The sequence below is a fragment of the Kluyvera sp. 142486 genome (assembly GCF_046569695.1).
GTDB lineage: Bacteria > Pseudomonadota > Gammaproteobacteria > Enterobacterales > Enterobacteriaceae > Kluyvera.
The window spans coordinates 99,630-119,852 of the sequence record NZ_JBKHUI010000004.1; the positions used below are offsets into that span (position 1 = coordinate 99,630).

The following is a 20,223-nucleotide window of genomic DNA, read 5'->3' on the forward strand; positions in this document are numbered from 1 at the left end:
TGTTGCTAGCCGTAGCTATCAGGAACGATTAAACTACTGGCCGCTATTTTCTGGTTATTATTCGGGTTCCGGATAGCAAAACGCATACCCTAGCCCGTGGTAAACAGTAGACCAAATAACCATTCCTTTCAACACGTTACTGGTAAACGATAAGTTAGACTCCGTGAATATAAACGTCGCAGATTTGTTAAACGGGAATTACATCCTGTTATTATTCGTGGTATTAGCGCTGGGGCTTTGTCTTGGCAAATTACGTCTTGGCTCCATCCAACTCGGTAATTCCATTGGCGTTTTAGTGGTTTCTCTCCTATTAGGACAGCAACACTTCAGTATTAACACCGAAGCGCTGAATCTGGGCTTTATGCTGTTTATTTTCTGCGTGGGTGTGGAAGCCGGACCAAACTTTTTTTCAATTTTCTTCCGCGACGGCAAAAATTATCTGATGCTCGGCCTGGTGATGGTCGGGAGCGCTCTGCTAATTGCATTAGGTCTCGGTAAGCTATTTGGCTGGGACATCGGCCTGACGGCCGGGATGCTCGCCGGCTCAATGACCTCCACCCCGGTACTGGTGGGCGCAGGCGATACGTTACGCCACTCCGGCATGGAGGCGAGCCTGCTGGCGCAGGCACAGGATCACCTGAGCCTTGGCTATGCGCTGACCTACCTGATTGGTCTCGTGAGCCTGATTGTCGCAGCCCGCTACCTGCCTAAATTTCAGCATCAGGATCTACAGACCAGCGCCCAACAAATCGCCCGCGAGCGCGGTCTGGACACCGACTCCAACCGTAAAGTCTATCTGCCGGTTATCCGGGCCTACCGCGTAGGCCCGGAACTGGTGGCGTGGGCCGATGGCAAAAACCTGCGCGAGCTTGGCATCTATCGCCAGACCGGTTGCTATATCGAGCGTATCCGCCGTAACGGTATTCTTGCCAACCCTGACGGCGACGCCGTGCTGCAAATGGGTGATGAAATTTCGCTGGTCGGCTACCCGGACGCGCACGCACGCCTTGACCCAAGCTTCCGTAACGGCAAAGAGGTATTCGACCGCGACCTACTGGACATGCGCATCGTCACCGAAGAGATCGTGGTTAAAAACCACAATGTGGTAGGCCGCCGCCTGGCGCAACTGAAGCTGACCGACCACGGCTGCTTCCTTAACCGCGTGATCCGCAGCCAAATTGAAATGCCTATCGACGACAACATCGTGCTTAACAAGGGCGACGTCCTGCAGGTGAGCGGCGATGCCCGCCGCGTGAAAACCGTCGCTGACCGCATCGGCTTCGTCTCAATTCATAGCCAGGTTACCGACCTGCTGGCCTTCTGCGCCTTCTTTATCGTCGGCCTGATGATCGGCATGATCACTTTCCAGTTCAGCAACTTTAACTTCGGCATCGGTAACGCCGCCGGCCTGCTGTTCGCCGGTATCATGCTCGGCTTCCTGCGTGCCAACCACCCTACCTTCGGCTATATCCCGCAAGGTGCGCTGAACATGGTGAAAGAGTTCGGCCTGATGGTCTTTATGGCAGGCGTGGGTTTAAGTGCGGGCGGCGGCATCGGCAAGAGCCTCGGCGTAGTTGGCGGTCAAATGCTGGTGGCCGGTCTGCTGGTCAGCCTGATCCCAGTGGTTATTTGCTTCCTGTTCGGCGCCTACGTGCTGCGCATGAACCGCGCGCTGCTGTTCGGCGCCATCATGGGCGCACGCACCTGCGCCCCGGCAATGGAAATCATCAGCGACACCGCGCGCAGCAACATTCCTGCACTAGGCTATGCGGGCACCTACGCTATCGCCAACGTGCTGCTAACCCTTGCCGGTACGCTGATTATCATCATCTGGCCAGGGCTAGGCGGTTAGCCCTGCGTTAAGGGGAACAAAGAAAAGAAAAAAATTTTTGCGCAACGCAGAACTTTTTATCAGGGTGCGAGTCTTAATTAGTGCCACTGCTTTTCTTTGATGTCCCCATTTTGTGGAGCCCATCAACCCCGCCATCTTTGGTTCAAGGTTGATGGGTTTTTTGTTGCCTGAGATTCACATCCCCTTTAAAAATCAATCCGCTATACTCCTCGAAGCCATCACCACTTTGCCCCTTCGCTTGCATCCCCTCCCCCCTGTCCCATACTGCTAAGACACCCACTCAACATTCGAGGTGACTCATGTTGCTTGCAGGCAAAGTCGCCGTCATCTTCGGCGGCAGCGGTGCCATTGGGGGCGCGGTGGCGCTTGCCATGGCGCGGGAAGGGGCGCTGGTGCATCTGGCTGCGCGTAACCAGCAGAAGCTCGATGCTACCGCTGAGCGCATTCGTTCAGAAGGTGGCGCGGTCAGTACCTTTACCGTTGATGTGCTTGATGAACAAGCGACCCAGCGGCGCGTGGCGCAGCTTGCGGAACAAACGCTGGGCATCGATATCGTGGTCAACGCTACCGGGTTTATGCATCAGCAGGGCAAACATCTGGAACGTCTGTCGCTGGCAGAGTTTAAGCAAGGTATTGATCCTTTCCTCATCGCGCAGTTCATCATTGCCAAGTCAACGGCACCCTATATGGGCGGCAAGCGCGATAGCGTGATGCTGAACGTCGTCGCCCCGGCAGCGACCATGGCGATGCCGGGGCATCTGGGACATATCGTTGGCTGTGCAGGAATGGAGGCAATGGTCAGAGCGCTGGCAAGTGAACTGGGGCCGCGTAATATTCGGGTGCTAGGCGTACGGTCGCATGCTATCGAGGGGGCGGTCGAGGCAGGGTCTTATACCGGTGAACTGTTTGCTGAAAAAGCGCAGGCGATGTCGCTAACGGTCGATGAATGGTTAGGAGGCGCGGCGCAGGGCACGATGCTTAAACGCCTGCCAACGCTTGAGCAAATCGCCGGGGTGATGACCTTTCTCGCCTCCAGCAGCGCAGGTGCTATGACGGCCACGGTGGTTAACGTGACCGCCGGAGCAACGCTTAGCTAGTTCCCATGTCCATCAGTAAACAGCGCCCGCCACCACTGCGGCTTCATATCTTCAAACGAGTGGGAGGCGGGTGCAAATCGCGCATCCTGGTTCTGGTCAAATACGCCGCTCAGCAGCGCAATAACCGGGCCATCGTCAATCGCCCCGAGCGAGCTGCCGCAGCGTGGGCAGAAGGCGCGGCTGGATGCCTCGGAAGAGCGCCAGACCGCAGGCTTTCCGCCCTCCCCGGTCCATTGCACATCGTCGGCGTCAAACTCTAGCCAGATAACCGACTGGGCGCCGGTATGCTTCTGGCAGAGATCGCAGGAACAGCTGTGGGAAGCGCCGGGGTTAGCGGCGGTGAAGGTAATATGGCCGCACAGGCAGCCACCGGAAAGCAGGGTTGTCATCGCGAGATCTCCGTTTTGCGCTTTCGCTAAGCGTAAACGTTTTTCAGCCGTTCTCCCCCGCAATCCGCCCTACCATTTTTCGTATATCGTCGCGGTCGAGCGGCTGGCGGTCGGTCACGAAATGCAGCGTCATTCCCTCAATAAAGGCGTCCAGCGCGCGGGCGGTTGCCGGGTCGAACCACTGCTCCAGCGTCTGCTGGCTGCGCTGCATCCAGCGTTGCATTACCGCTTTCATGGCGGGTGAACTGCTCGCCAGCGCATAAAACTGGTACATCAGGGTCATATTCTTCGGCGTCGTGACCTGGCTGCTGAAGATAAGCGCCGCCACCGCATCACAGGCATCGCGCTGCGTCCCGACATCATCAAAAAAGGCGGTATATTCGAGCGACATCCGTTCGGTAAAGGCGCTGAATGCTTCCCCCAGCAGGGCTTCAATGCCGTCGAAATAATAGGTCATCGAGCCGAGCGGCACGTCGGCGCAGCTGGCGATTTTACGGTGCGTTACCGCGCTAATCCCGTGCGTGGCGATAGTCTCGAGCGTCGCATCCAGGATGCGCTCCCGGCGCTGCGGGTCATTCGGTCGGCGAGCCATAATTCTCCTCTTTCTGGTTATGTACAAATGTACACAAGCTTGTTAGTGTTGTCTGCACACTTTCCGACCCGACGCGAATGGATGACAACGTTAACCTCCCGTAAAGCCCTGCAGCTACGCATGTGGGCGCTCTTTATGTTCTTCTTTCTACCCGGTTTACTCATGGCCTCCTGGGCTACACGTACCCCGGCAATCCGCGATATTTTATCGCTCTCAACGGCTGAGATGGGCATCGTGCTGTTTGGCCTGTCGATAGGCTCGATGAGCGGCATCCTTTGTTCCGCGTTTCTGGTGAAACGATTCGGGACCCGTAAGGTCATCCGCACCACCATGTCGTGCGCCGTCTTTGGCATGATGATTTTAAGCCTCGCGCTGCACTTTGGTTCCGCATGGATCTTCGCCATCGGGTTAGCTATTTTTGGCGCCAGCTTTGGCTCTGCCGAAGTGGCCATCAACGTTGAAGGCGCGGCGGTTGAGCGTGAAATGAAGAAAACCGTGTTGCCGATGATGCACGGCTTTTACAGCTTCGGAACGCTGATTGGCGCAGGAATTGGTATGGCGGTGACCGCCTACGGCCTGCCCGCCATGTGGCACATCTTTGTGGCGGCGCTGATAGGTATTGCGCCAATCGCTATCGCCATTAAAGCCATTCCTGAAGGCACCGGCAAAAACGCGGCGGAAGATGCGCACCATCAAGAAAAAGGCGTGCCGTTCTGGCGCGATATGCAGCTGATGCTGATTGGCGTGGTGGTACTGGCAATGGCCTTTGCCGAAGGCTCCGCCAACGACTGGCTGCCGCTGCTGATGGTGGACGGCCACGGCTTTAGCCCAACCTCAGGCTCGCTGATTTACGCTGGCTTCACGCTGGGTATGACGGTCGGGCGCTTTACCGGCGGCTGGTTTATCGACCGCTACAGCCGTGTTACCGTAGTACGCGCCAGCGCGCTAATGGGTGCGCTGGGCATTGCCCTGATTATCTTTGTCGACAGCGCCTGGGTTGCCGGCGTGTCGGTTATTCTGTGGGGTCTTGGCGCATCGCTCGGCTTCCCGCTGACCATTTCCGCCGCCAGTGACACCGGCCCGGATGCCCCTACCCGCGTGAGCGTTGTCGCCACCACCGGTTATCTGGCCTTCCTGGTTGGCCCACCGCTGCTCGGCTTCCTCGGCGAACACTACGGCCTGCGCAGTGCGATGCTGGCTGTACTGGCGCTGGTTCTTATTGCCGCTCTGGTGGCGAAAGCGGTGGCAAAACCCGAGCCCCGCGTTGTAATGGAGAGTCACTGATGAGCGTTAAACTGATCGCTGTCGACATGGATGGCACGTTCCTGAACGATAAAAAAACCTATAACCGCGAGCGCTTTCAACAGCAATATCAGCAGATGAAAGCGCAGCAGATCCACTTTGTGGTCGCCAGCGGCAACCAGTATTACCAGTTGGCCTCGTTCTTCCCGGACATCGTCAATGAAATCGCCTTTGTCGCCGAGAACGGCGGCTGGGTGCAGGACGCTGGTGAAGACGTGTATAACTGCGCCATGCCGCGTGACCACGTCGATAAAATCGCCAGCTTCCTGCACACACTCCCTGAAGTCGAGATTATCGTCTGCGGTAAAAAGAGCGCCTATACGCTAAAAAACTACGACCAAAGCTTCCACGATATTGCCGTACGCTACTATCACCGTCTGGAGCTGGTGGACAATTTCGATAACCTCGATGACACCATTCTGAAGTTCGCGCTGAATATCCCGGACGAGAAAGTGCCGCAGATGCAGACCATGCTCGACGAGAAGCTCGGCCATATGCTGACCGCCGTCACCACCGGCCACGGCAGCATCGACCTGATTATTCCCGGCGTTCACAAAGCCAACGGGCTGCGGTTATTGCAGGAACGTTGGGGCGTTAGCGATGATGAAGTTGTGGCCTTTGGCGACAGCGGCAACGATATTGAGATGGTGAAGCAGGCAGGCTACGGCTTTGCGATGGCCAATGCCAACGACGCGGTAAAAGCCGTGGCGGGCTATCATGCGCCGCACAATAATGAAGAAGGCGTGCTAGAGATGATTGATAAGGCGTTGAAGGGTGAAGCGCCGCCGGGGTTATTTAATTACTGCGGCTGCAGCCCGCTACCCACCGCTTTATCCCGCAGGAACATCACCATCAGCCCCAGCCACAGCAGGCCACCCGCCAGGTTAAACAGGCTGAACAAACCAATTCCGCCCAGCTCATAACAATGCTTACTGAGCTCAATCCCCACCGTGAAGATCAGCATTTGCAGCATCCCCATCGCCGCAGAGACCGTGCCTTTACTCATATCGCTGGCGAACAGCGTCAGGCGCACCAGCCCGGCGTTGGCAAGGCCAATCCCGAAAGCGTAGAAGCTTAACCCGGCGGTCATCCATAAATAAGCATGGGACGAAACCACCGTCGCCGCAGCAGCCAGCACCAGGCCAAACATAATCGGGTAGCCACCGGCAATAATCAGCGCGCGCACCGTACGGCGCGAGGTTAAACGCGCCAGCACCAGGTTGCCGAGGATCAGCGCACCGAAAATCGGCACCTGCAGCAGGCCATATTCATAGCTACTGGCGTGTTCGCCGCTGATGATAATCACCGGTGACTGCGCAATCCACGCCAGCAGCGGCAGGCTAACAAAACCCGTTGCCAGCGCACCAGCCACGAAACGGCCGTTTTTCAGCACTTCGCGATAATCACGACCCAGCGTCTTGAGCGACAGCGTCTCGCCGATGCGGGTCGCCGTTTCCGGCATCGATTTAAACAGCCCGACGAAGGCAATGGCCGACAGCGCCGCGAAGAGCACAAACATCCCTTCCCAGCGCGCCACGTGGATCCACGCCGCGCCCACCAGTGGCCCCAGCAACGGTGCAATCAGCGCCACGTTCGCCATTAGCGCCGTAATCTTGATGCAGGTCGCCTCGTCGAACGATTCCTGAATTGCCGCGTAGCCCACCGCGCCGATAAAGCACAGGCTCACCCCCTGCAAGAAGCGCAGGATCGTAAACTGCTCAATATTGTTCACCAGCAGCGTGGCAAGACAGGTGACGATAAACCAGATAACGCCGGTCAGCATCACCGGGCGACGGCCGATGCGATCCGACAGCGGCCCAAGCAGCCATTGCAGGAACATGCCGCCGGCCAGATAGGCGGTCATCGAGGTCGGAACCCACTCGTTGCCCGCGTTAAATTCTTTGACGACAGCAAGCATGCCCGGCTGGATCATATCGTTGCCGATATAGGTGGAAAATTCGTAGAGCACGAGGCAAAGCGGGAACAAAATTGCCTTACGCCCTAAGCGTTTCCGGGAAGAAGAGGAAGTATCCATGTGGCTCGCATCTATCATAAAAACGCGCAAGTTTAATCAATGCGCAGTAGTGGTGATAGTTAATTATCACGCAGCTTAACGATTTCGCACAAATTGACGCTGTTAAGATTCGCTTAAGGTAGTGGGCGTTATACTCTACGCCACTAAGTGCAGGACCTTAATTTCAGACACTTGTACGCCGATAGCGTGATTCAGACAATACCGCTTTACGGTCCAGGATTGGCTTTTTAAGGTAGCTGTCATAAAACCGTCATTTGCGAAACCGGAACGTTATGCTGGAAAATCTTAACCACTCGCTGTTTTTGCTGATTAACGCAACCCCAGCGTCCGCCCCTTGGGCGATCTCATTCGCCACTTTTGTTGCCCAGAATCTGATCCTGATAGTTCCCCTGCTCGCCGCGGCCATGTGGCTGTGGGGAGAGCGTAAACAGGTCCACGCACAGCGCCATCTGGTAATTAAAGTCGCGCTAGCTATCGCCGTTAGCCTCGCGCTGTCGTGGATGATTGGTCAGCTGTTCCCGCATGAACGTCCGTTTGTGGAGAACATCGGCCACACCTTCCTCCAACACGCGCCGGATAACTCCTTCCCAAGCGACCATGGCACGGTGATCTTCACCTTTGCGCTGGCCTTCTTGTTCTGGCATCGCCTGTGGTCCGGGCTGGTGCTGATGGTGGTCGGCCTGGCGATTGCCTGGTCCCGCGTCTATCTCGGCGTCCACTGGCCAATGGATATGCTCGGCGGTTTCCTGAGTGGCCTTACCGGCTGCATGGTGGCACAAATGCTGTGGCAGTATAGTGGTGCGACGGTTTACCCACGCCTGCAACAGCTGTACCGCATTGTTTTCTCTGTACCTATTCGTAAAGGCTGGGTTCGCGAATAAATCCCCCGCTACCGCCCAGAAATGGGCGGTTTGTCTTACTTCCCGCCGCATTGCTTAAATTTTGTGACTAACTTCGCAAACTCCACACGTTCTCTCTTAATAATTATCATTATTAAAAACAGAGAGATAGCTGATATCCCTCGCTAAATAAAGTATGACTAACGTCACAAATTCACAATCAGGTCACTATTTTCAAGGAAAGGTGACATTTTTACTATATTAACCCCTGAGGGATCGGTAAAAGATAGCAGGTGTCGCATGACCCTTTTATCCTACCCACCCGCGTTATGCCCTCAGGAGTCACCATGGCGAAGGAAATCACCTACCACTGTTCGTTAAGCGAGGGGATCCACGCCAGGCCAGCGGGGCATATTGCCCGTTTGTGCAATACCTGGCAGGCCGAGGTTGTCTGGCAGAATCTACGTACCGGGATTACCGGCAGCGCCAGAAATGCGCTCTCGCTGGTCGCCACCGATACTTTACCCGGCGATATCTGCCACATTACGCTAAGGGGGCCGGACTGCCAGACTGCAGCCATTGCCCTGACCACGTTACTCCAGTGCCTGCCAGATTTCAGCACCGCTCAGGAATCGTCACCCGGACAGCTTCCGCGCTGCCTTGAAGAACTGCGCCCGCACTATCTCACCGGTGCTCGTATCAGCGCCGGGATAGCCATCGCGCCACCGGTCTTTATTTCAGGCGCCTGCTTTAACACCCTGCTTGTCCAGAGCCCTAATGAATGTGAAAGTTCGGAGCACGCGCAGCAGCGCCTGCTGACCGCGCTAGAAACGCTGGGGCAGACAAAAGAAATCGACCTGCAGCGCACGAAGGGTATCGAGCACGATCTGCTGGAAGCACATCAGGCATTGATTACCGATAGTGAGTTTCAGGCCAGCATCAGCGATTATCTCCATCGGGGTATGAACGTCTGGTCTGCCGTTATCCAGGCGTCTATGGATTTTAGCGCCGTGCTGGCGCGTTCGCCCAGCCGCTATATTCAGCAGCGCACGCTGGATATTCTTGATATTGCCACGCAAATTCTGCATGTGCTCTATCCAGACCACCCGCTGCTGCAGCCTGCCCCTTCTCTCACGCGCCCTCGCTTAGTGTTTGCCAGCGCGCTTACCCCGAGCCAACTGATGTCGCTGGAGCGGAAAAATCTGGCGGGCCTGGTACTCTCCGAGACGGGGAAAAGTTCACATACTGCGATCCTCGCCCAAGCGCTGGATATTCCAACGCTTGCGGATATCGATGTTGATCCTGCCGCACTTTCTCGACAACCGCTTCTGATACTCGACGGTGAGCACGGCATTCTGATTACCGAGGTCGATAACAAAATCGAGCGCTACTACCGTCGCGAAATAGTCGTGCAGAGACAAAAACGACAGCAGACCGCCGTTAACCGGAGCGAGTGGCCTTTATTGACGCCGGAATTGATCCAGTGGGATCTGGATGCCAAGGATAAAAACGAAACGATCAAAAGCATGGTCGATAACCTCTGGCTACACCAGCGTACGGATGCCCGTGACCAGCTTTGCCACGACATCTGGGCGCGAGAAACGCCGTTCCCAACCGTGGTTGGCACAGGTTTTGCCATTCCGCACGCGCGTACTACCTCTGTTGAACATTCCACCATTAGCATCGCTCGCTTACGTCAGCCGATTGCCTGGGGCGGCGTACAGGTGGATACCGTTTTTATGCTGTCCATCAGCGCGATTGCAGCGGAAAACGAGCATATGCGCCATTTCTCAAGCCTTGCCCGTTTGTTGATGAACGACGAATTCGTCAGCAAAGCTAAAGCGGCCGCCACCCCCATTGCGCTCTACAACCTGATTTTTAGCGCTTTAACGCGCTGATTCGCCCAACCCTGCAACGAGGCCGGTATGTTAAAACTCTTAAAAAATACCAAGCGGCATTTTATGACCGGCGTGTCCTATATGGTGCCGTTTGTCGTCGCGGGAGGCGTACTGCTGGCGCTGGCCGTCATGTTTAGCGGCCATGCTGCGGTACCGGAGAGTGGTTTTCTTAAAGCGATGTCGCAAATTGGCATGGCCGGATTAACGCTTTTTATTCCAATTCTGGCCGGATTTATCGCCTGGTCGATGGTGGACAAACCCGGTATTGCTCCTGGCGCTATCGGCGGCCTGATGGCCTATCAAATGGGCGCAGGCTTTTTAGGCGGTATGCTCGCGGGCATTATCGCCGGGCTGGTAGTCTGGGTGCTGCTGGCGATGATTGCCCGCCTGAAGATCCCCGGTTTTCTGCGCATGGTGCTGCCCATTTTTATCATCCCGCTGTTGGGCACCTTTGTGACCGGGATGGCGGTGTACTACATCATCGGCGACCCGATTGCCGGGCTCATGAAGTGGTTGAGTGAATGGCTTGCCAATATGCAGGGAGTGTCGTTTGTCATTCTCGGCGGCATTCTGGGCTGCATGATTGCCGTCGACATGGGCGGACCGATGAACAAAACCGCCTTCTTTTTTGCCGTCGCGCTGATTTCCACCAACCCACAGCTCATGGCCGCCGTCGCCGCCGCCGACTGCACGCCGCCGCTCGGGCTCGCCCTGGCCACCTTTATGTTTAAAGGCATCTTCAACGACGTCGAGCGTGAAGCCGGTAAGCCCGCGATCATCATGGGTTTTATGGGGATAACCGAGGGGGCCATTCCCTTTGCCGCCGCCGACCCCATCCGCGTGATCCCCGCCATCATGCTGGGTAGCGCCGTGGCAGCGATTTCGTCGCTGTGGTTTGGCGCGACCAACGCCGCGCCTTGGGGCGGGCTTATCGTGCTGCCGGTGGTGGGTAACCATTTCGGCTATATCGTTTCGGTGATTGCCGGCACGCTGACCACCGCGATTGCGGTAAAAGTGCTGAAAACCATGGTTAAACCCCAGGATGAGCAATAAGGACGCAGACAATGGCCGCATTTATTCAGTCAATTTTAAGCGAGTTCAGCGCTCAAAGCTCGACCAGCGAAGGCGTGCTGGTCGCCAACGGTGACGCCCAGCCGCCGGTAATGGCCTACCATCTGCACGTACCGCGCATTGAACTAACGGTAAAAGGCGCGCTCAGTATGCTGCTGCCAAAAGGCAGCGACCGCATCATTAAGTGCGAGCGTGCCGTCGGCACCATCACCTATATTCCCGCCAACAGCTGGAATTCACCGCAGTGGGAAAGCCCGGTTATCTGTATGTCGATTGTTTTCTGGAAGCAGGACGTCGGCTTTAGCATCAGCAACTGGGACGGTACGCAATTCAAAGAGGTGGAAAAATTTAACCTGCAAAACTCCAGCAGTACGGTACGCGACCGGCTGCTGGAGTTAGCAGAATCGATGGCGTGGGCACAGGATAAAACCAGCGAGACCTTCGCTCACATCGTCTACGCGCTGCTTAACGACCTGCTTTATCAGGTGGCCGAAGGGATGAACAACCCAAGGGGGCCCTTTTCGCTGCTGGACGACATCAAAAGCCATATTGATAGCCACTATCATCAGGAGATCAGCCGCGAAAGCGTCGCGGAAGCTTTTAATATTTCTCCCGGTTATCTTTCACGTCTGTTCTCCCGCGAATCAGACGTGAAGTTTAATGAGTACCTGAAGCTCGCCCGGATCTCACGGTCGAAAACGCTGCTGACCAACACCACCATGAAGATTAACGAGGTCGCCGAGAAGTGCGGTTTCACCGATACCAACTATTTTTGCAAAGTGTTCCGGGACATCAACGATTGTACGCCGCTTGAGTACCGGCGTAAGAACAAGGGAGCAAACTTATCATGACCCGTACCGCAAAAGATGACGTGCAGCCCTTTTCCAGCGATCGCCATCTGCATATCGTGGCGGTCACTGCCTGCGCTACTGGCGTGGCGCATACCTATATGGCCGCAGAGCAGTTGGAAAAGCTGGCAAAAACCTACCGTTTTTCTATCAAAATCGAGACCCAGGGCGTGCTGGGGCTGAAAAACGAGATCACCGAAAAAGACTTAATTGAGGCCGAACTCGCCATCATTGCCTCTGACATCACCATCGATAACCCCACGCGCTTCGACGGTTGCCGCATCCTCAACGTCTGCATCAACTCGCTGCTGCTCAAGCCCGCCGAGGTCATTTCTGCTATCCGCAAATCACTGAATCTTCCAAGAGGCAACGTTATCGATCTCTAGCGAACAACGCATTCAACTCTGCAATAGGTTCGCCGCCGCGACGTTCAAGGAATGCCAGAACCCGCTGCGGCGAGCGGTTTAAAATTCGCGCTTCAGGAAACCCACTCTCCACCAGCAGAGGCAGACAGGCGCTGAAGTCACCCAATGCAAAGGCGCTATGCGAGTCCGTTCCCAGCGACAGCAGGCCGCCGCCATCTCGCACCGCCGCCACAATTTTGCGACAGTTGTCTTCGCTGCCCCGCCGGGAAAGCAGAAACGAGGCGTTATTCACCTCCAGCGCCACATCATATTCACGGGCGGCGGCAACAACTGCCGGAATATCAATTGGGTATTCCGGATTACCTGGATGGCTGATGATATGCACCTTGCCGCTGGCGATCACCGCAATCATCGCCTCGGTGTTAGTCACCACGTCGGCGGGGGCAAAAACCTGCTTATGAAAACCGGCGATAATAAGATCCAATGCGCTGCGCATTTTGTCACTACAGTCGGTTTCACCGTTGGTTTTGATATTGGCTTCAATACCGCGCAGGAGACCCACGCCCTCCACGACTCGTGGCAGAATGCGCATATTGTTAAAGTGAAATGCATGAGGCGCATCGACCATTTCCGGGCCGTGATCGGTAATGGCTATCAGCCGTATACCTTTACGCGCCGCGGCGGCGAGATAATCGTGAACGGTACTGTACGCATGGGTGCTGGCCACGGTATGCAGATGTAAATCGACGTTGAACATGGCTCCTCCTGGGTGAAAAATGGCCCCCATACGCAGGGGCCTGCGTGATTACGCCCGCAACGCTTTGGCCTGACGTACCACGGCCTTAGCGGTGATACCAAAGGCTTCATACAGCTGTTCTGCGGGGGCCGACTCGCCAAAGCCGTGCATGCCAATAATCGCCCCACCCAGCCCGGTATATTTGAACCAGTAATCGGTGATACCGGCTTCGACCGCCACACGCGCGGTCACCGCTGCGGGTAGCACCGATTCACGATAGGCTGCATCCTGCTTATCAAAGCGGTCGGTACAGGGCATCGATACCACACGAGCGCGGATGCCTTCGCTGGTCAGCTGCTGCCAGGCGACTACGGCCAACTCTACCTCTGAACCGGTGGCAATCAGAATCACCTGCGGTTCACCCTCGCCGTCCTTCAGCACGTAGCCACCCCGCGCAATATCCTGAATTTGCTGCCAGGTACGCTCCGGTTGAGTCAGGTTCTGCCTTGAGAGGATCAGCGCCGTCGGCCCATCTGTGCGCTCTACGCCCTGTTTCCAGGCCACGGCGGTTTCAACCTGGCAGCATGGCCGCCACACGCTGAGGTTCGGCGTCAGACGCAGCGAGGCAATCTGTTCCACCGGCTGATGCGTCGGACCATCCTCTCCCAGACCAATCGAATCGTGGGTATAGACCATCACGTGGCGCTGCTTCATAAGCGCCGCCATGCGCACTGCGTTGCGGGCATACTCAACGAACATCAGGAAAGTGGAGGTGTAAGGCAGAAAACCCCCATGCAGCGCAATGCCGTTGGCAATGGCGGTCATACCAAACTCGCGCACGCCATAGTGGATGTAGTTACCAGCGCTATCCTCATTGATAGCCTTTGAACCGGACCACAGCGTCAGATTGCTGGGGGCTAAATCCGCCGAGCCGCCGAGAAACTCCGGCAGCAGCGGGCCGAAAGCCTCAATGGCATTTTGCGACGCTTTACGACTGGCAATCTTCGCCGGTTTAGCCTGTAAGCGTTCAATAAAAGCCTGCGATTTTGCGTCGAATTCCGCCGGTAGTTCGCCATTCAGACGACGTGTCAGCTCAGCCGCCGCCTCGGGGAAAGCCTGCGCATAGGCGGCAAACTTTTGCTGCCACTGTAACTCTTTGGCTTCACCGATTTCCCTAGCATCCCAGTGCGCATAAATTTCAGAGGGGATTTCAAACGGTGCGTAAGGCCAGTTCAACGCTTCACGGGTGGCGGCAATTTCCGCTTCGCCAAGCGGTGCACCGTGGACATCATGGGTGCCCGCCTTGTTCGGTGAGCCAAAGCCAATCACCGTTTTACACATCAGCAAAGAAGGCTTATCCGTCTGCGCACGAGCGGCTTCGACGGCACGTTGTATCGCTAGGGCATCGTGTCCATCAACATCACGCACCACGTGCCAGCCGTAGGCTTCAAAACGCTGGGCGGTGTCGTCGGTAAACCAACCCTCTACGTGACCGTCAATTGAGATACCGTTATCGTCATAAAACGCCACCAGCTTACCCAGTTTTAGCGTACCCGCCAGCGAGCAGACTTCATGCGAAATTCCTTCCATCATGCAGCCATCACCCATAAAAACATAGGTAAAGTGGTCAATCACTTCATGGTTGGGACGGTTAAACTGCGCCGCCAGCGTTTTCTCGGCAACCGCCATTCCCACGGCGTTGGCAATCCCTTGTCCCAGCGGGCCAGTGGTGGTTTCTACGCCTGCGGTGTAACCCACCTCCGGGTGCCCTGGCGTTTTTGAGTGCAGCTGGCGGAAGTTTTTCAGCTCACTCAACGGCAAATCGTAGCCGGTAAGGTGCAGCAGACTGTAGATAAGCATCGAACCGTGACCATTCGACAATACAAAGCGATCGCGGTTAGCCCAGCCCGGGTTCGCCGGGTTGTGGTTGAGAAAATCTCGCCACAGCACCTCCGCGATATCGGCCATCCCCATCGGCGCGCCGGGGTGACCCGATTTCGCCTGCTGCACCGCATCAATGCTAAGAAAGCGAATTGCATTCGCCAGCGTTTTTTTAGCGATCATGACCTGCTCCATTTTCAATTCTGAGGAAAAATTCGGCCCCGCCTTTATGGCAGACGGAGAGATTCTGGTAGTGCGGAATAGTGGCGAAAGCGTCGATATCGTGGGTGGTAGACTGCGCGGTTAGCACTTCAACCACCACGCTTTGGGCCGACTGCGCCGACAGTAAGCCAGCGTAAGAATCCTCAAACGCCACACAGTGAGAAGCGGAAAGATTCAGACGCTGCGCGCCCAGCAGAAAGGGCTCCGGGTCGGGCTTGCCGCGCGTAATATCCTCGCTGGTGACCAGGATGTCAGGGAAAGGCAGCCCCGCATGGTGAATGCGCGCCGAGGCCACCTTGAGTGAGCCCGACGTAACAATAGCCCAGGGGACATTGAGCGTATTGAGCGACTGGAGAAACGCCGCCGCACCGGGCACCGGCGTAATGCCCTCAGCATGGCGGGCTTCATACGCTTCAAGCGCCAGGAACTCCTGCTCAATTAACGCGTCGCTCGCTCCCGGCATAAAATGGCGCAGCGTGCTGACTGCCGGTTTACCGTGCAGATAATGACGCACCGCCTGCGCGCTGAACCCCTTACGTACCGCCCAGGCGCTCCACGAGGCCTCAACAAAATCCAGCGAGTTCACCAACGTGCCGTCTAAATCAAAGAGCAGTCCACGAAAATGCATATTTTCAATCATCCTTCGCCAATAACATTATTTATTTTTATCGCAGCCATCGATGATGAATAAATATAAATAAAGTGGTTTTCATAGTAATTCCGTTATCACGACTTTATTTACCTTCATTCAAAGTCATTTTTATGATTAGGGTCACAAAATAAATATCAGGCTATTTTTTTCAAGAAAACGTCACTTTTTTTCTATTCAAACTGCAAGGCGAAAGGTCAAGGATAGATACATGAAATGCAGACAACGTTCTGCAAAACAAAATTAACCCGCATTGGCGAAAAGTTTTGGGAGTGGTTATGTCGGAATTGATTACCTATCAGTGTGAGCTCAAGGAAGGTATCCATGCCAGACCGGCAGGACATATTGAGCGCCTTTGTAACGCCTTTCAGTCTGAGGTGAGCTGGAAGAATATCCGTACCGGGTTACAAGGCAGCGCCAAAAGCGCACTCTCTCTCGTCGCCACCGATACATTACTGAACGACGATTGCGAAATTACCCTTAGCGGCGCAGACGCCCACACCGCAGCAGCAGAACTCTCCGCGTTGCTGAAAAAACTCCCGCAGTTTGAGCTTGTTTCAGAAGAAGAAACGCAGGCTCCCGCCGGCTATCTTCCCCGCTCACTGCGCGAAACCCAGGTCAGTTTTATTCAGGGCTCGCGTATCAGCGGCGGCGTAGCGATTGCCCGTCCCGTGGTGGTCCAGAGTCTGAGTTTTGACGACATCATGGCACGCGCCCCGATGAAAACCCGTGCTGCCACCGAGGAAAAGCAGGCGCTGAAAGCCGGTATTGAAGCATTAAAACAGGCCAAACTGGATGCGCTGGAAAGCAAAGTCGGCGTCGAGCACGATATTATCCAGGCACATTTATCCATTATTACCGATAGCTCATTCCAGCAAGCGATAGTTCATTTTATTGATAACGGTGAAAATAGCTGGCGCGCCATCGTATTAGCGGCAATGGATTTCTGCGAAATACTTAATCGCTCATCCAGTAAATATATTAAAGAAAGAGTCCTGGACGTACTGGATATAACCAGCCAGCTGCTAACTACCGTTTACGGTGAGCATGCTCTGCCACAACATGGCCTTGAGCTTAGCGCACCGTCAATTATTTTTGCTGATAGCCTGACGCCGAGTAAATTCCTCGGCATCAATAAGCAGATGCTTGCGGGCATGGTACTTACCGCTACCGGCAAAACATCACATACCGCGATCCTTGCCCGCTCGCTGGGCATCCCGACGCTGACCGATATCGATTTTTCCGCGCTCAATTTGCAGCCACAGCAGGACATTATTATTGACGGCGACCCGGCTATCCTGGTCACCGCGCCTGATGAGCAGGTCCTGCGTTATTACCGTAACGAAATGGCGGTACAGTACACCATGCAACAGCAGATGCTGAGCAACGTCCATCAGCCTGCGTTCACCGCCGACGGCCATCGTCTTGAAATTGCCGCCAATATCGCCAGTTTTGAGGAAGCCGAGGCCGCGTTTAATAACGGTGCAGAGGGAATCGGGCTGTTCCGTACCGAAATGTCGTTTATGGACCGCGAAACGCCGCCGGACTACGCCGAGTTGTCAGACCTTTATCGCCGCGTCATCGCCTGCGCCGACGGTAAGCCGGTTATTTTCCGCACCTTTGATATCGGCGGCGACAAACCTGTCGACTACCTGAATCTCGGCGATGAAGAGAATCCGTTCCTCGGCTACCGCGCGGTACGTACCTATCCGCGCTATCGCGAGCTGTTTGCTATGCAATTCAAGGCCATTCTCAGCGCCTCGGCCGTGGGTAACGCGAAGGTGATGATCCCGATGATTGCCAGCGTGGAAGAGATTGTCTGGTGTCGTGAGGTGCTGGAGTCCGTCAAGCAGACGATGCGCGAAGAAGGATTACCGTTCAACGATGCTATCTCGCTCGGCGTCATGCTGGAAGTACCGTCCGTTATCTTCGCCATTCCAGAAATGGCCGAATACGTCGACTTCTTTAGCGTCGGCAGCAACGACCTGACGCAGTACTTTTTCGCCGCCGACCGCGGTAATTCGCAGGTAGCGAGCGTCTATGACAACTACGCATCGTCCTTCCTGCGTGCGTTGCAATTCGCCATTGATGAAGTGCACCGCGCCGGGAAATGGATTGGTCTGTGCGGGGAACTGGGTGCCAGCAAAGATTTTCTGCCGCTGCTCACCGGCATGGGGTTCGATGAACTCAGCATGAGTGGAACCACGATCCCCGGCGTGAAGCACGCGCTGCGCGAGCTTAACTTTGCCCAATGCCAGTTGCTGGCGCTGGAAGCCCTCGCGTTGACGCGTTCCGCGGCGGTGAAAGCCGCACTTCAGACTCCCGCGGTGAAGGCTGAAAGCCAGAAGCCGATTCTCGCGCCAGAATTTATTCTCTTTAATCTTGATGCCCGGGATAAAAACGAAGCCATCAAGAAAATGACCGACAACCTGTGGCTACACCATCGCACCGACAGCCGGGAGCGTCTGTGCGACGACATCTGGACGCGAGAGGACTCGTTCTCCACCGCCGTCGGCTACGGCTTTGCCATTCCACATACCAAATCTGACCATATTACCGATTCGACCATCAGTATGGCGACGCTGGAAACGCCTATTACCTGGGGCGACCAGCAGGTGGAAACCGTCTTTATGCTCACGGTCAGCAAATCTGCCGATCCTCATGCGCATATGAAATATTTCTCCACCCTCGCCCGTAAATTAATGAAAGAGGAATTCCGCAATGAAATAAAAAATGCCGATAGCGTCGACGTACTCTACAACCTGATGACCAGAACCTTAGACGTATAACTTCATGGTCTCGAATTAGAAATTTAAATAAACAGCCAAAATAAAAAATCAGGAGTCACTCATGAAAATTGTCGGAGTTGCTGCATGTATTACCGGTGTTGCCCATACCTATATGGCGCAGGAAGCCATTGAGCAAGAGTGTAAAAAACGCGGTTACGACGTGAAGGTCGAAACTCAGGGCGGCATGGGCATTGAGAATGAATTAAGTGAAGACGAAATCGCCGAAGCCGATGTGGTGATCCTGGCGATTGCTATCGGCATCGAAGGCGTTGAGCGCTTTGAAGAAAAAGAAGATGCCGGGCTGGTGATTTCACTCAACCCTGCCGAAGTCGTGCGCGACCCTGCGGCGATTATCGATAAGGCTGAAAAGCTGGCGAGTTAATTTAAGCGACCTTTCCCGGATTTATTTCGGCATCCGGGAAGGGAAATAAAACGTAATTTAATTTCTGCGAGCCCGTTATTTCTATAACCAGACATTCATGTCTGGGGGATTACGACACCCTGAATCTGGCGTGCACCTAATAAAAAATAGCGGGAACCAGGAGGATTGAAAATGTCGGAAAATATGAAAGCCGTAAAGGATGAGCTGGTTAAAGCGTTCAGCACCGGTGTGTCATACATGATGCCGGTAGTGGTGGTTGGCGGGATCTGCCTGGCGCTGTCGTTGGTTGGCGGTGAGCCGGTCGCGGGCAAAGGGATGGTGGTCACTAACCCATTCTTACTGAATCTGGGCGCTATCGGGAGCGCGGGGCTGGGGATGATGATCCCGGTGCTCGCCGCCTATATCGCCTACTCCATCGCCGGTAAACCGGGGCTGACGCCGGGGGTAATTACCGGCTTTATGGCCAGCACTCCACTGGGTGCCGATCACGTGGTGACCGGGTTCCTCGGGGCGATGCTGCTTGGCATCCTCAGTGGCTATGTCGCGAAATGGATTAAAACCTGGAAGGTTGGCAAGGCGCTGATGCCGGTCATGCCAATCATGATTATCCCTATCGTCTCAACCTGCATCGTCGGCATGCTCTACCTGTACGTTCTGATTGGGCCAATTGGCGCCGCCATGAAATGGCTGGTCTCCATGCTCTCCAATATGCAGGGCAGCAGCGGCATCGTACTGGGGCTGATCCTCGGTGCCATGGCGGCCTTCGACATGGGTGGCCCGGTCAACAAAACCGCGACCGCCTTCACCCTGGCGTTGATGGCTGAAGGCATTTACGGCCCGAACGGCGCTTACCGTATTGCCTGCGCGATTCCACCGCTGGGTATCGCCCTCTCTACTTTCATTTCGCAGCGCAAATGGGCCGAGGATGAACGCCGCATGGGCACCTCAGCCGCCTTTATGGGCCTTATCGGAATTACCGAAGGTGCCATTCCCTTCGCGGTGAAAAACCTCAAGACCGTTCTGCCGTCGATCATCATCGGCAGCGCCGTCGGTGCGGGCCTGGCGATGGTTCACGGTGTGGAATCAATGGTGCCGCACGGCGGATTAATCGCCATCGCGGGCGTCAATAAAGCCCCGCTGTGGTACGTCCTCGATATGGCCATCGGCGTCATTGTGACCGCCATCTGTCTGCATATTTTGCGTCCAAATATTAGCGAGCCGGTGAAGAAAGCCGACGCTAAAAAAACTGTCACTTCAGATATGAATAAAGCCTAAG

General features: G+C 55.4%; 17 protein-coding genes and 1 pseudogene. 12 read left to right on the plus strand and 6 right to left on the minus strand.

The genetic code is table 11. From position 1 onward, the window contains the following. Positions 1–163: 163 nt before the first annotated feature. On the plus strand, positions 164–1,852 hold the full coding sequence (locus ACLGE8_RS06230; RefSeq protein WP_220441038.1) for an aspartate:alanine antiporter: 1,689 nt from the start codon (positions 164–166) through the stop codon (positions 1,850–1,852). Between the two features lie 299 nt (positions 1,853–2,151). Continuing rightward, positions 2,152–2,949, plus strand: a complete 798-nt coding sequence (locus tag ACLGE8_RS06235; protein WP_410997251.1) for an SDR family NAD(P)-dependent oxidoreductase — start codon at positions 2,152–2,154, stop codon at positions 2,947–2,949. Here the strand turns inward: ACLGE8_RS06235 and ACLGE8_RS06240 are convergent. After that, positions 2,946–3,338 (minus strand): GFA family protein, encoded by a 393-nt coding sequence (locus ACLGE8_RS06240; protein WP_410997253.1) that lies wholly within the window; start codon positions 3,336–3,338, stop codon positions 2,946–2,948. The two genes, ACLGE8_RS06235 and ACLGE8_RS06240, sit on opposite strands and share 4 nt — an antisense overlap. Before the next feature lie 43 nt (positions 3,339–3,381). Continuing rightward, positions 3,382–3,930, minus strand: coding sequence for a TetR/AcrR family transcriptional regulator (locus tag ACLGE8_RS06245; RefSeq protein WP_410997255.1), 549 nt, complete (start codon positions 3,928–3,930; stop codon positions 3,382–3,384). On the opposite strand from ACLGE8_RS06245, the gene ACLGE8_RS06250 reads away from it, so the two are divergent. Next, positions 3,856–5,214: an MFS transporter gene (locus ACLGE8_RS06250; protein WP_410997257.1), complete on the plus strand. Its 1,359-nt coding sequence runs from the start codon at positions 3,856–3,858 to the stop codon at positions 5,212–5,214. The two genes, ACLGE8_RS06245 and ACLGE8_RS06250, sit on opposite strands and share 75 nt — an antisense overlap. Then, a pseudogene (locus ACLGE8_RS06255) lies at positions 5,214–6,017 on the plus strand (Cof-type HAD-IIB family hydrolase); the annotation flags it as partial. The gene ACLGE8_RS06250 and the pseudogene ACLGE8_RS06255, both read left to right, overlap by 1 nt. A 14-nt stretch (positions 6,018–6,031) precedes the next feature. Here the strand turns inward: ACLGE8_RS06255 and ACLGE8_RS06260 are convergent. Further along, positions 6,032–7,267, minus strand: coding sequence for an MFS transporter (locus ACLGE8_RS06260; protein ID WP_410997259.1), 1,236 nt, complete (start codon positions 7,265–7,267; stop codon positions 6,032–6,034). Between the two features lie 272 nt (positions 7,268–7,539). Between ACLGE8_RS06260 and ybjG the strand changes: the two genes are divergently transcribed. From ybjG to ACLGE8_RS06285, 5 genes are all read left to right on the plus strand, one after another. Next, positions 7,540–8,148, plus strand: coding sequence for an undecaprenyl-diphosphate phosphatase (ybjG, locus tag ACLGE8_RS06265; protein WP_410997261.1), 609 nt, complete (start codon positions 7,540–7,542; stop codon positions 8,146–8,148). A gap of 305 nt (positions 8,149–8,453) precedes the next feature. Continuing rightward, on the plus strand, positions 8,454–10,004 hold the full coding sequence (locus ACLGE8_RS06270) for a PTS sugar transporter subunit IIA (protein WP_410997263.1): 1,551 nt from the start codon (positions 8,454–8,456) through the stop codon (positions 10,002–10,004). A gap of 27 nt (positions 10,005–10,031) precedes the next feature. Continuing rightward, entirely contained in the window at positions 10,032–11,057 is a 1,026-nt protein-coding gene (locus tag ACLGE8_RS06275) for a PTS fructose transporter subunit IIC (protein ID WP_410997265.1), read from the plus strand. Positions 11,058–11,068: 11 nt separating this feature from the next. Continuing rightward, positions 11,069–11,926 (plus strand): helix-turn-helix transcriptional regulator, encoded by an 858-nt coding sequence (locus ACLGE8_RS06280; protein WP_410997267.1) that lies wholly within the window; start codon positions 11,069–11,071, stop codon positions 11,924–11,926. Continuing rightward, a complete protein-coding gene (locus tag ACLGE8_RS06285) occupies positions 11,923–12,309 on the plus strand; it encodes a PTS fructose transporter subunit IIB (protein WP_410997269.1) in 387 nt (128 codons plus the stop codon). The genes ACLGE8_RS06280 and ACLGE8_RS06285 overlap by 4 nt, the downstream gene beginning before the upstream one ends. Here the strand turns inward: ACLGE8_RS06285 and ACLGE8_RS06290 are convergent. The 3 genes from ACLGE8_RS06290 to ACLGE8_RS06300 are packed head-to-tail and all read right to left on the minus strand — an operon-like array spanning position 12,296 to position 15,755. Continuing rightward, complete coding sequence (locus ACLGE8_RS06290; RefSeq protein ID WP_410997271.1) at positions 12,296–13,045, minus strand: phosphatase; 750 nt, start codon at positions 13,043–13,045, stop codon at positions 12,296–12,298. The two genes, ACLGE8_RS06285 and ACLGE8_RS06290, sit on opposite strands and share 14 nt — an antisense overlap. 48 nt (positions 13,046–13,093) lie before the next feature. Then, on the minus strand, positions 13,094–15,088 hold the full coding sequence (gene tkt, locus ACLGE8_RS06295; RefSeq protein WP_410997273.1) for a transketolase: 1,995 nt from the start codon (positions 15,086–15,088) through the stop codon (positions 13,094–13,096). After that, a complete protein-coding gene (locus ACLGE8_RS06300; RefSeq protein ID WP_410997275.1) occupies positions 15,078–15,755 on the minus strand; it encodes an HAD-IA family hydrolase in 678 nt (225 codons plus the stop codon). The genes tkt and ACLGE8_RS06300 overlap by 11 nt, the downstream gene beginning before the upstream one ends. Before the next feature lie 299 nt (positions 15,756–16,054). On the opposite strand from ACLGE8_RS06300, the gene ptsP reads away from it, so the two are divergent. From ptsP to ACLGE8_RS06315, 3 genes are all read left to right on the plus strand, one after another. After that, the gene (ptsP, locus tag ACLGE8_RS06305) at positions 16,055–18,565 is read left to right on the plus strand and encodes a phosphoenolpyruvate--protein phosphotransferase (protein ID WP_410997277.1); all 2,511 of its coding nucleotides are present in this window, start codon (positions 16,055–16,057) and stop codon (positions 18,563–18,565) included. A 61-nt stretch (positions 18,566–18,626) separates the two neighbouring features. Next, positions 18,627–18,947: a PTS fructose transporter subunit IIB gene (locus ACLGE8_RS06310; RefSeq protein WP_233679202.1), complete on the plus strand. Its 321-nt coding sequence runs from the start codon at positions 18,627–18,629 to the stop codon at positions 18,945–18,947. A 171-nt stretch (positions 18,948–19,118) separates the two neighbouring features. After that, positions 19,119–20,222, plus strand: a complete 1,104-nt coding sequence (locus ACLGE8_RS06315; RefSeq protein ID WP_410997279.1) for a PTS fructose transporter subunit IIC — start codon at positions 19,119–19,121, stop codon at positions 20,220–20,222. Position 20,223 lies beyond the last annotated feature (1 nt).

Bases quoted from the DNA above. Each gene is read 5' to 3' on its own strand.
- tkt (WP_410997273.1), bottom strand. From the start codon at position 15,088: ATGATCGCTAAAAAAACGCTGGCGAATGCAATTCGCTTTCTTAGCATT.
- ACLGE8_RS06300 (WP_410997275.1), bottom strand. From the start codon at position 15,755: ATGCATTTTCGTGGACTGCTCTTTGATTTAGACGGCACGTTGGTGAAC.
- ybjG (WP_410997261.1), top strand. From the start codon at position 7,540: ATGCTGGAAAATCTTAACCACTCGCTGTTTTTGCTGATTAACGCAACC.
- ACLGE8_RS06275 (WP_410997265.1), top strand. From the start codon at position 10,032: ATGTTAAAACTCTTAAAAAATACCAAGCGGCATTTTATGACCGGCGTG.
- ACLGE8_RS06260 (WP_410997259.1), bottom strand. From the start codon at position 7,267: ATGGATACTTCCTCTTCTTCCCGGAAACGCTTAGGGCGTAAGGCAATT.
- ACLGE8_RS06245 (WP_410997255.1), bottom strand. From the start codon at position 3,930: ATGGCTCGCCGACCGAATGACCCGCAGCGCCGGGAGCGCATCCTGGAT.
- ACLGE8_RS06240 (WP_410997253.1), bottom strand. From the start codon at position 3,338: ATGACAACCCTGCTTTCCGGTGGCTGCCTGTGCGGCCATATTACCTTC.
- ptsP (WP_410997277.1), top strand. From the start codon at position 16,055: ATGTCGGAATTGATTACCTATCAGTGTGAGCTCAAGGAAGGTATCCAT.
- ACLGE8_RS06270 (WP_410997263.1), top strand. From the start codon at position 8,454: ATGGCGAAGGAAATCACCTACCACTGTTCGTTAAGCGAGGGGATCCAC.
- ACLGE8_RS06310 (WP_233679202.1), top strand. From the start codon at position 18,627: ATGAAAATTGTCGGAGTTGCTGCATGTATTACCGGTGTTGCCCATACC.
- ACLGE8_RS06290 (WP_410997271.1), bottom strand. From the start codon at position 13,045: ATGTTCAACGTCGATTTACATCTGCATACCGTGGCCAGCACCCATGCG.
- ACLGE8_RS06315 (WP_410997279.1), top strand. From the start codon at position 19,119: ATGTCGGAAAATATGAAAGCCGTAAAGGATGAGCTGGTTAAAGCGTTC.
- ACLGE8_RS06285 (WP_410997269.1), top strand. From the start codon at position 11,923: ATGACCCGTACCGCAAAAGATGACGTGCAGCCCTTTTCCAGCGATCGC.
- ACLGE8_RS06280 (WP_410997267.1), top strand. From the start codon at position 11,069: ATGGCCGCATTTATTCAGTCAATTTTAAGCGAGTTCAGCGCTCAAAGC.
- ACLGE8_RS06235 (WP_410997251.1), top strand. From the start codon at position 2,152: ATGTTGCTTGCAGGCAAAGTCGCCGTCATCTTCGGCGGCAGCGGTGCC.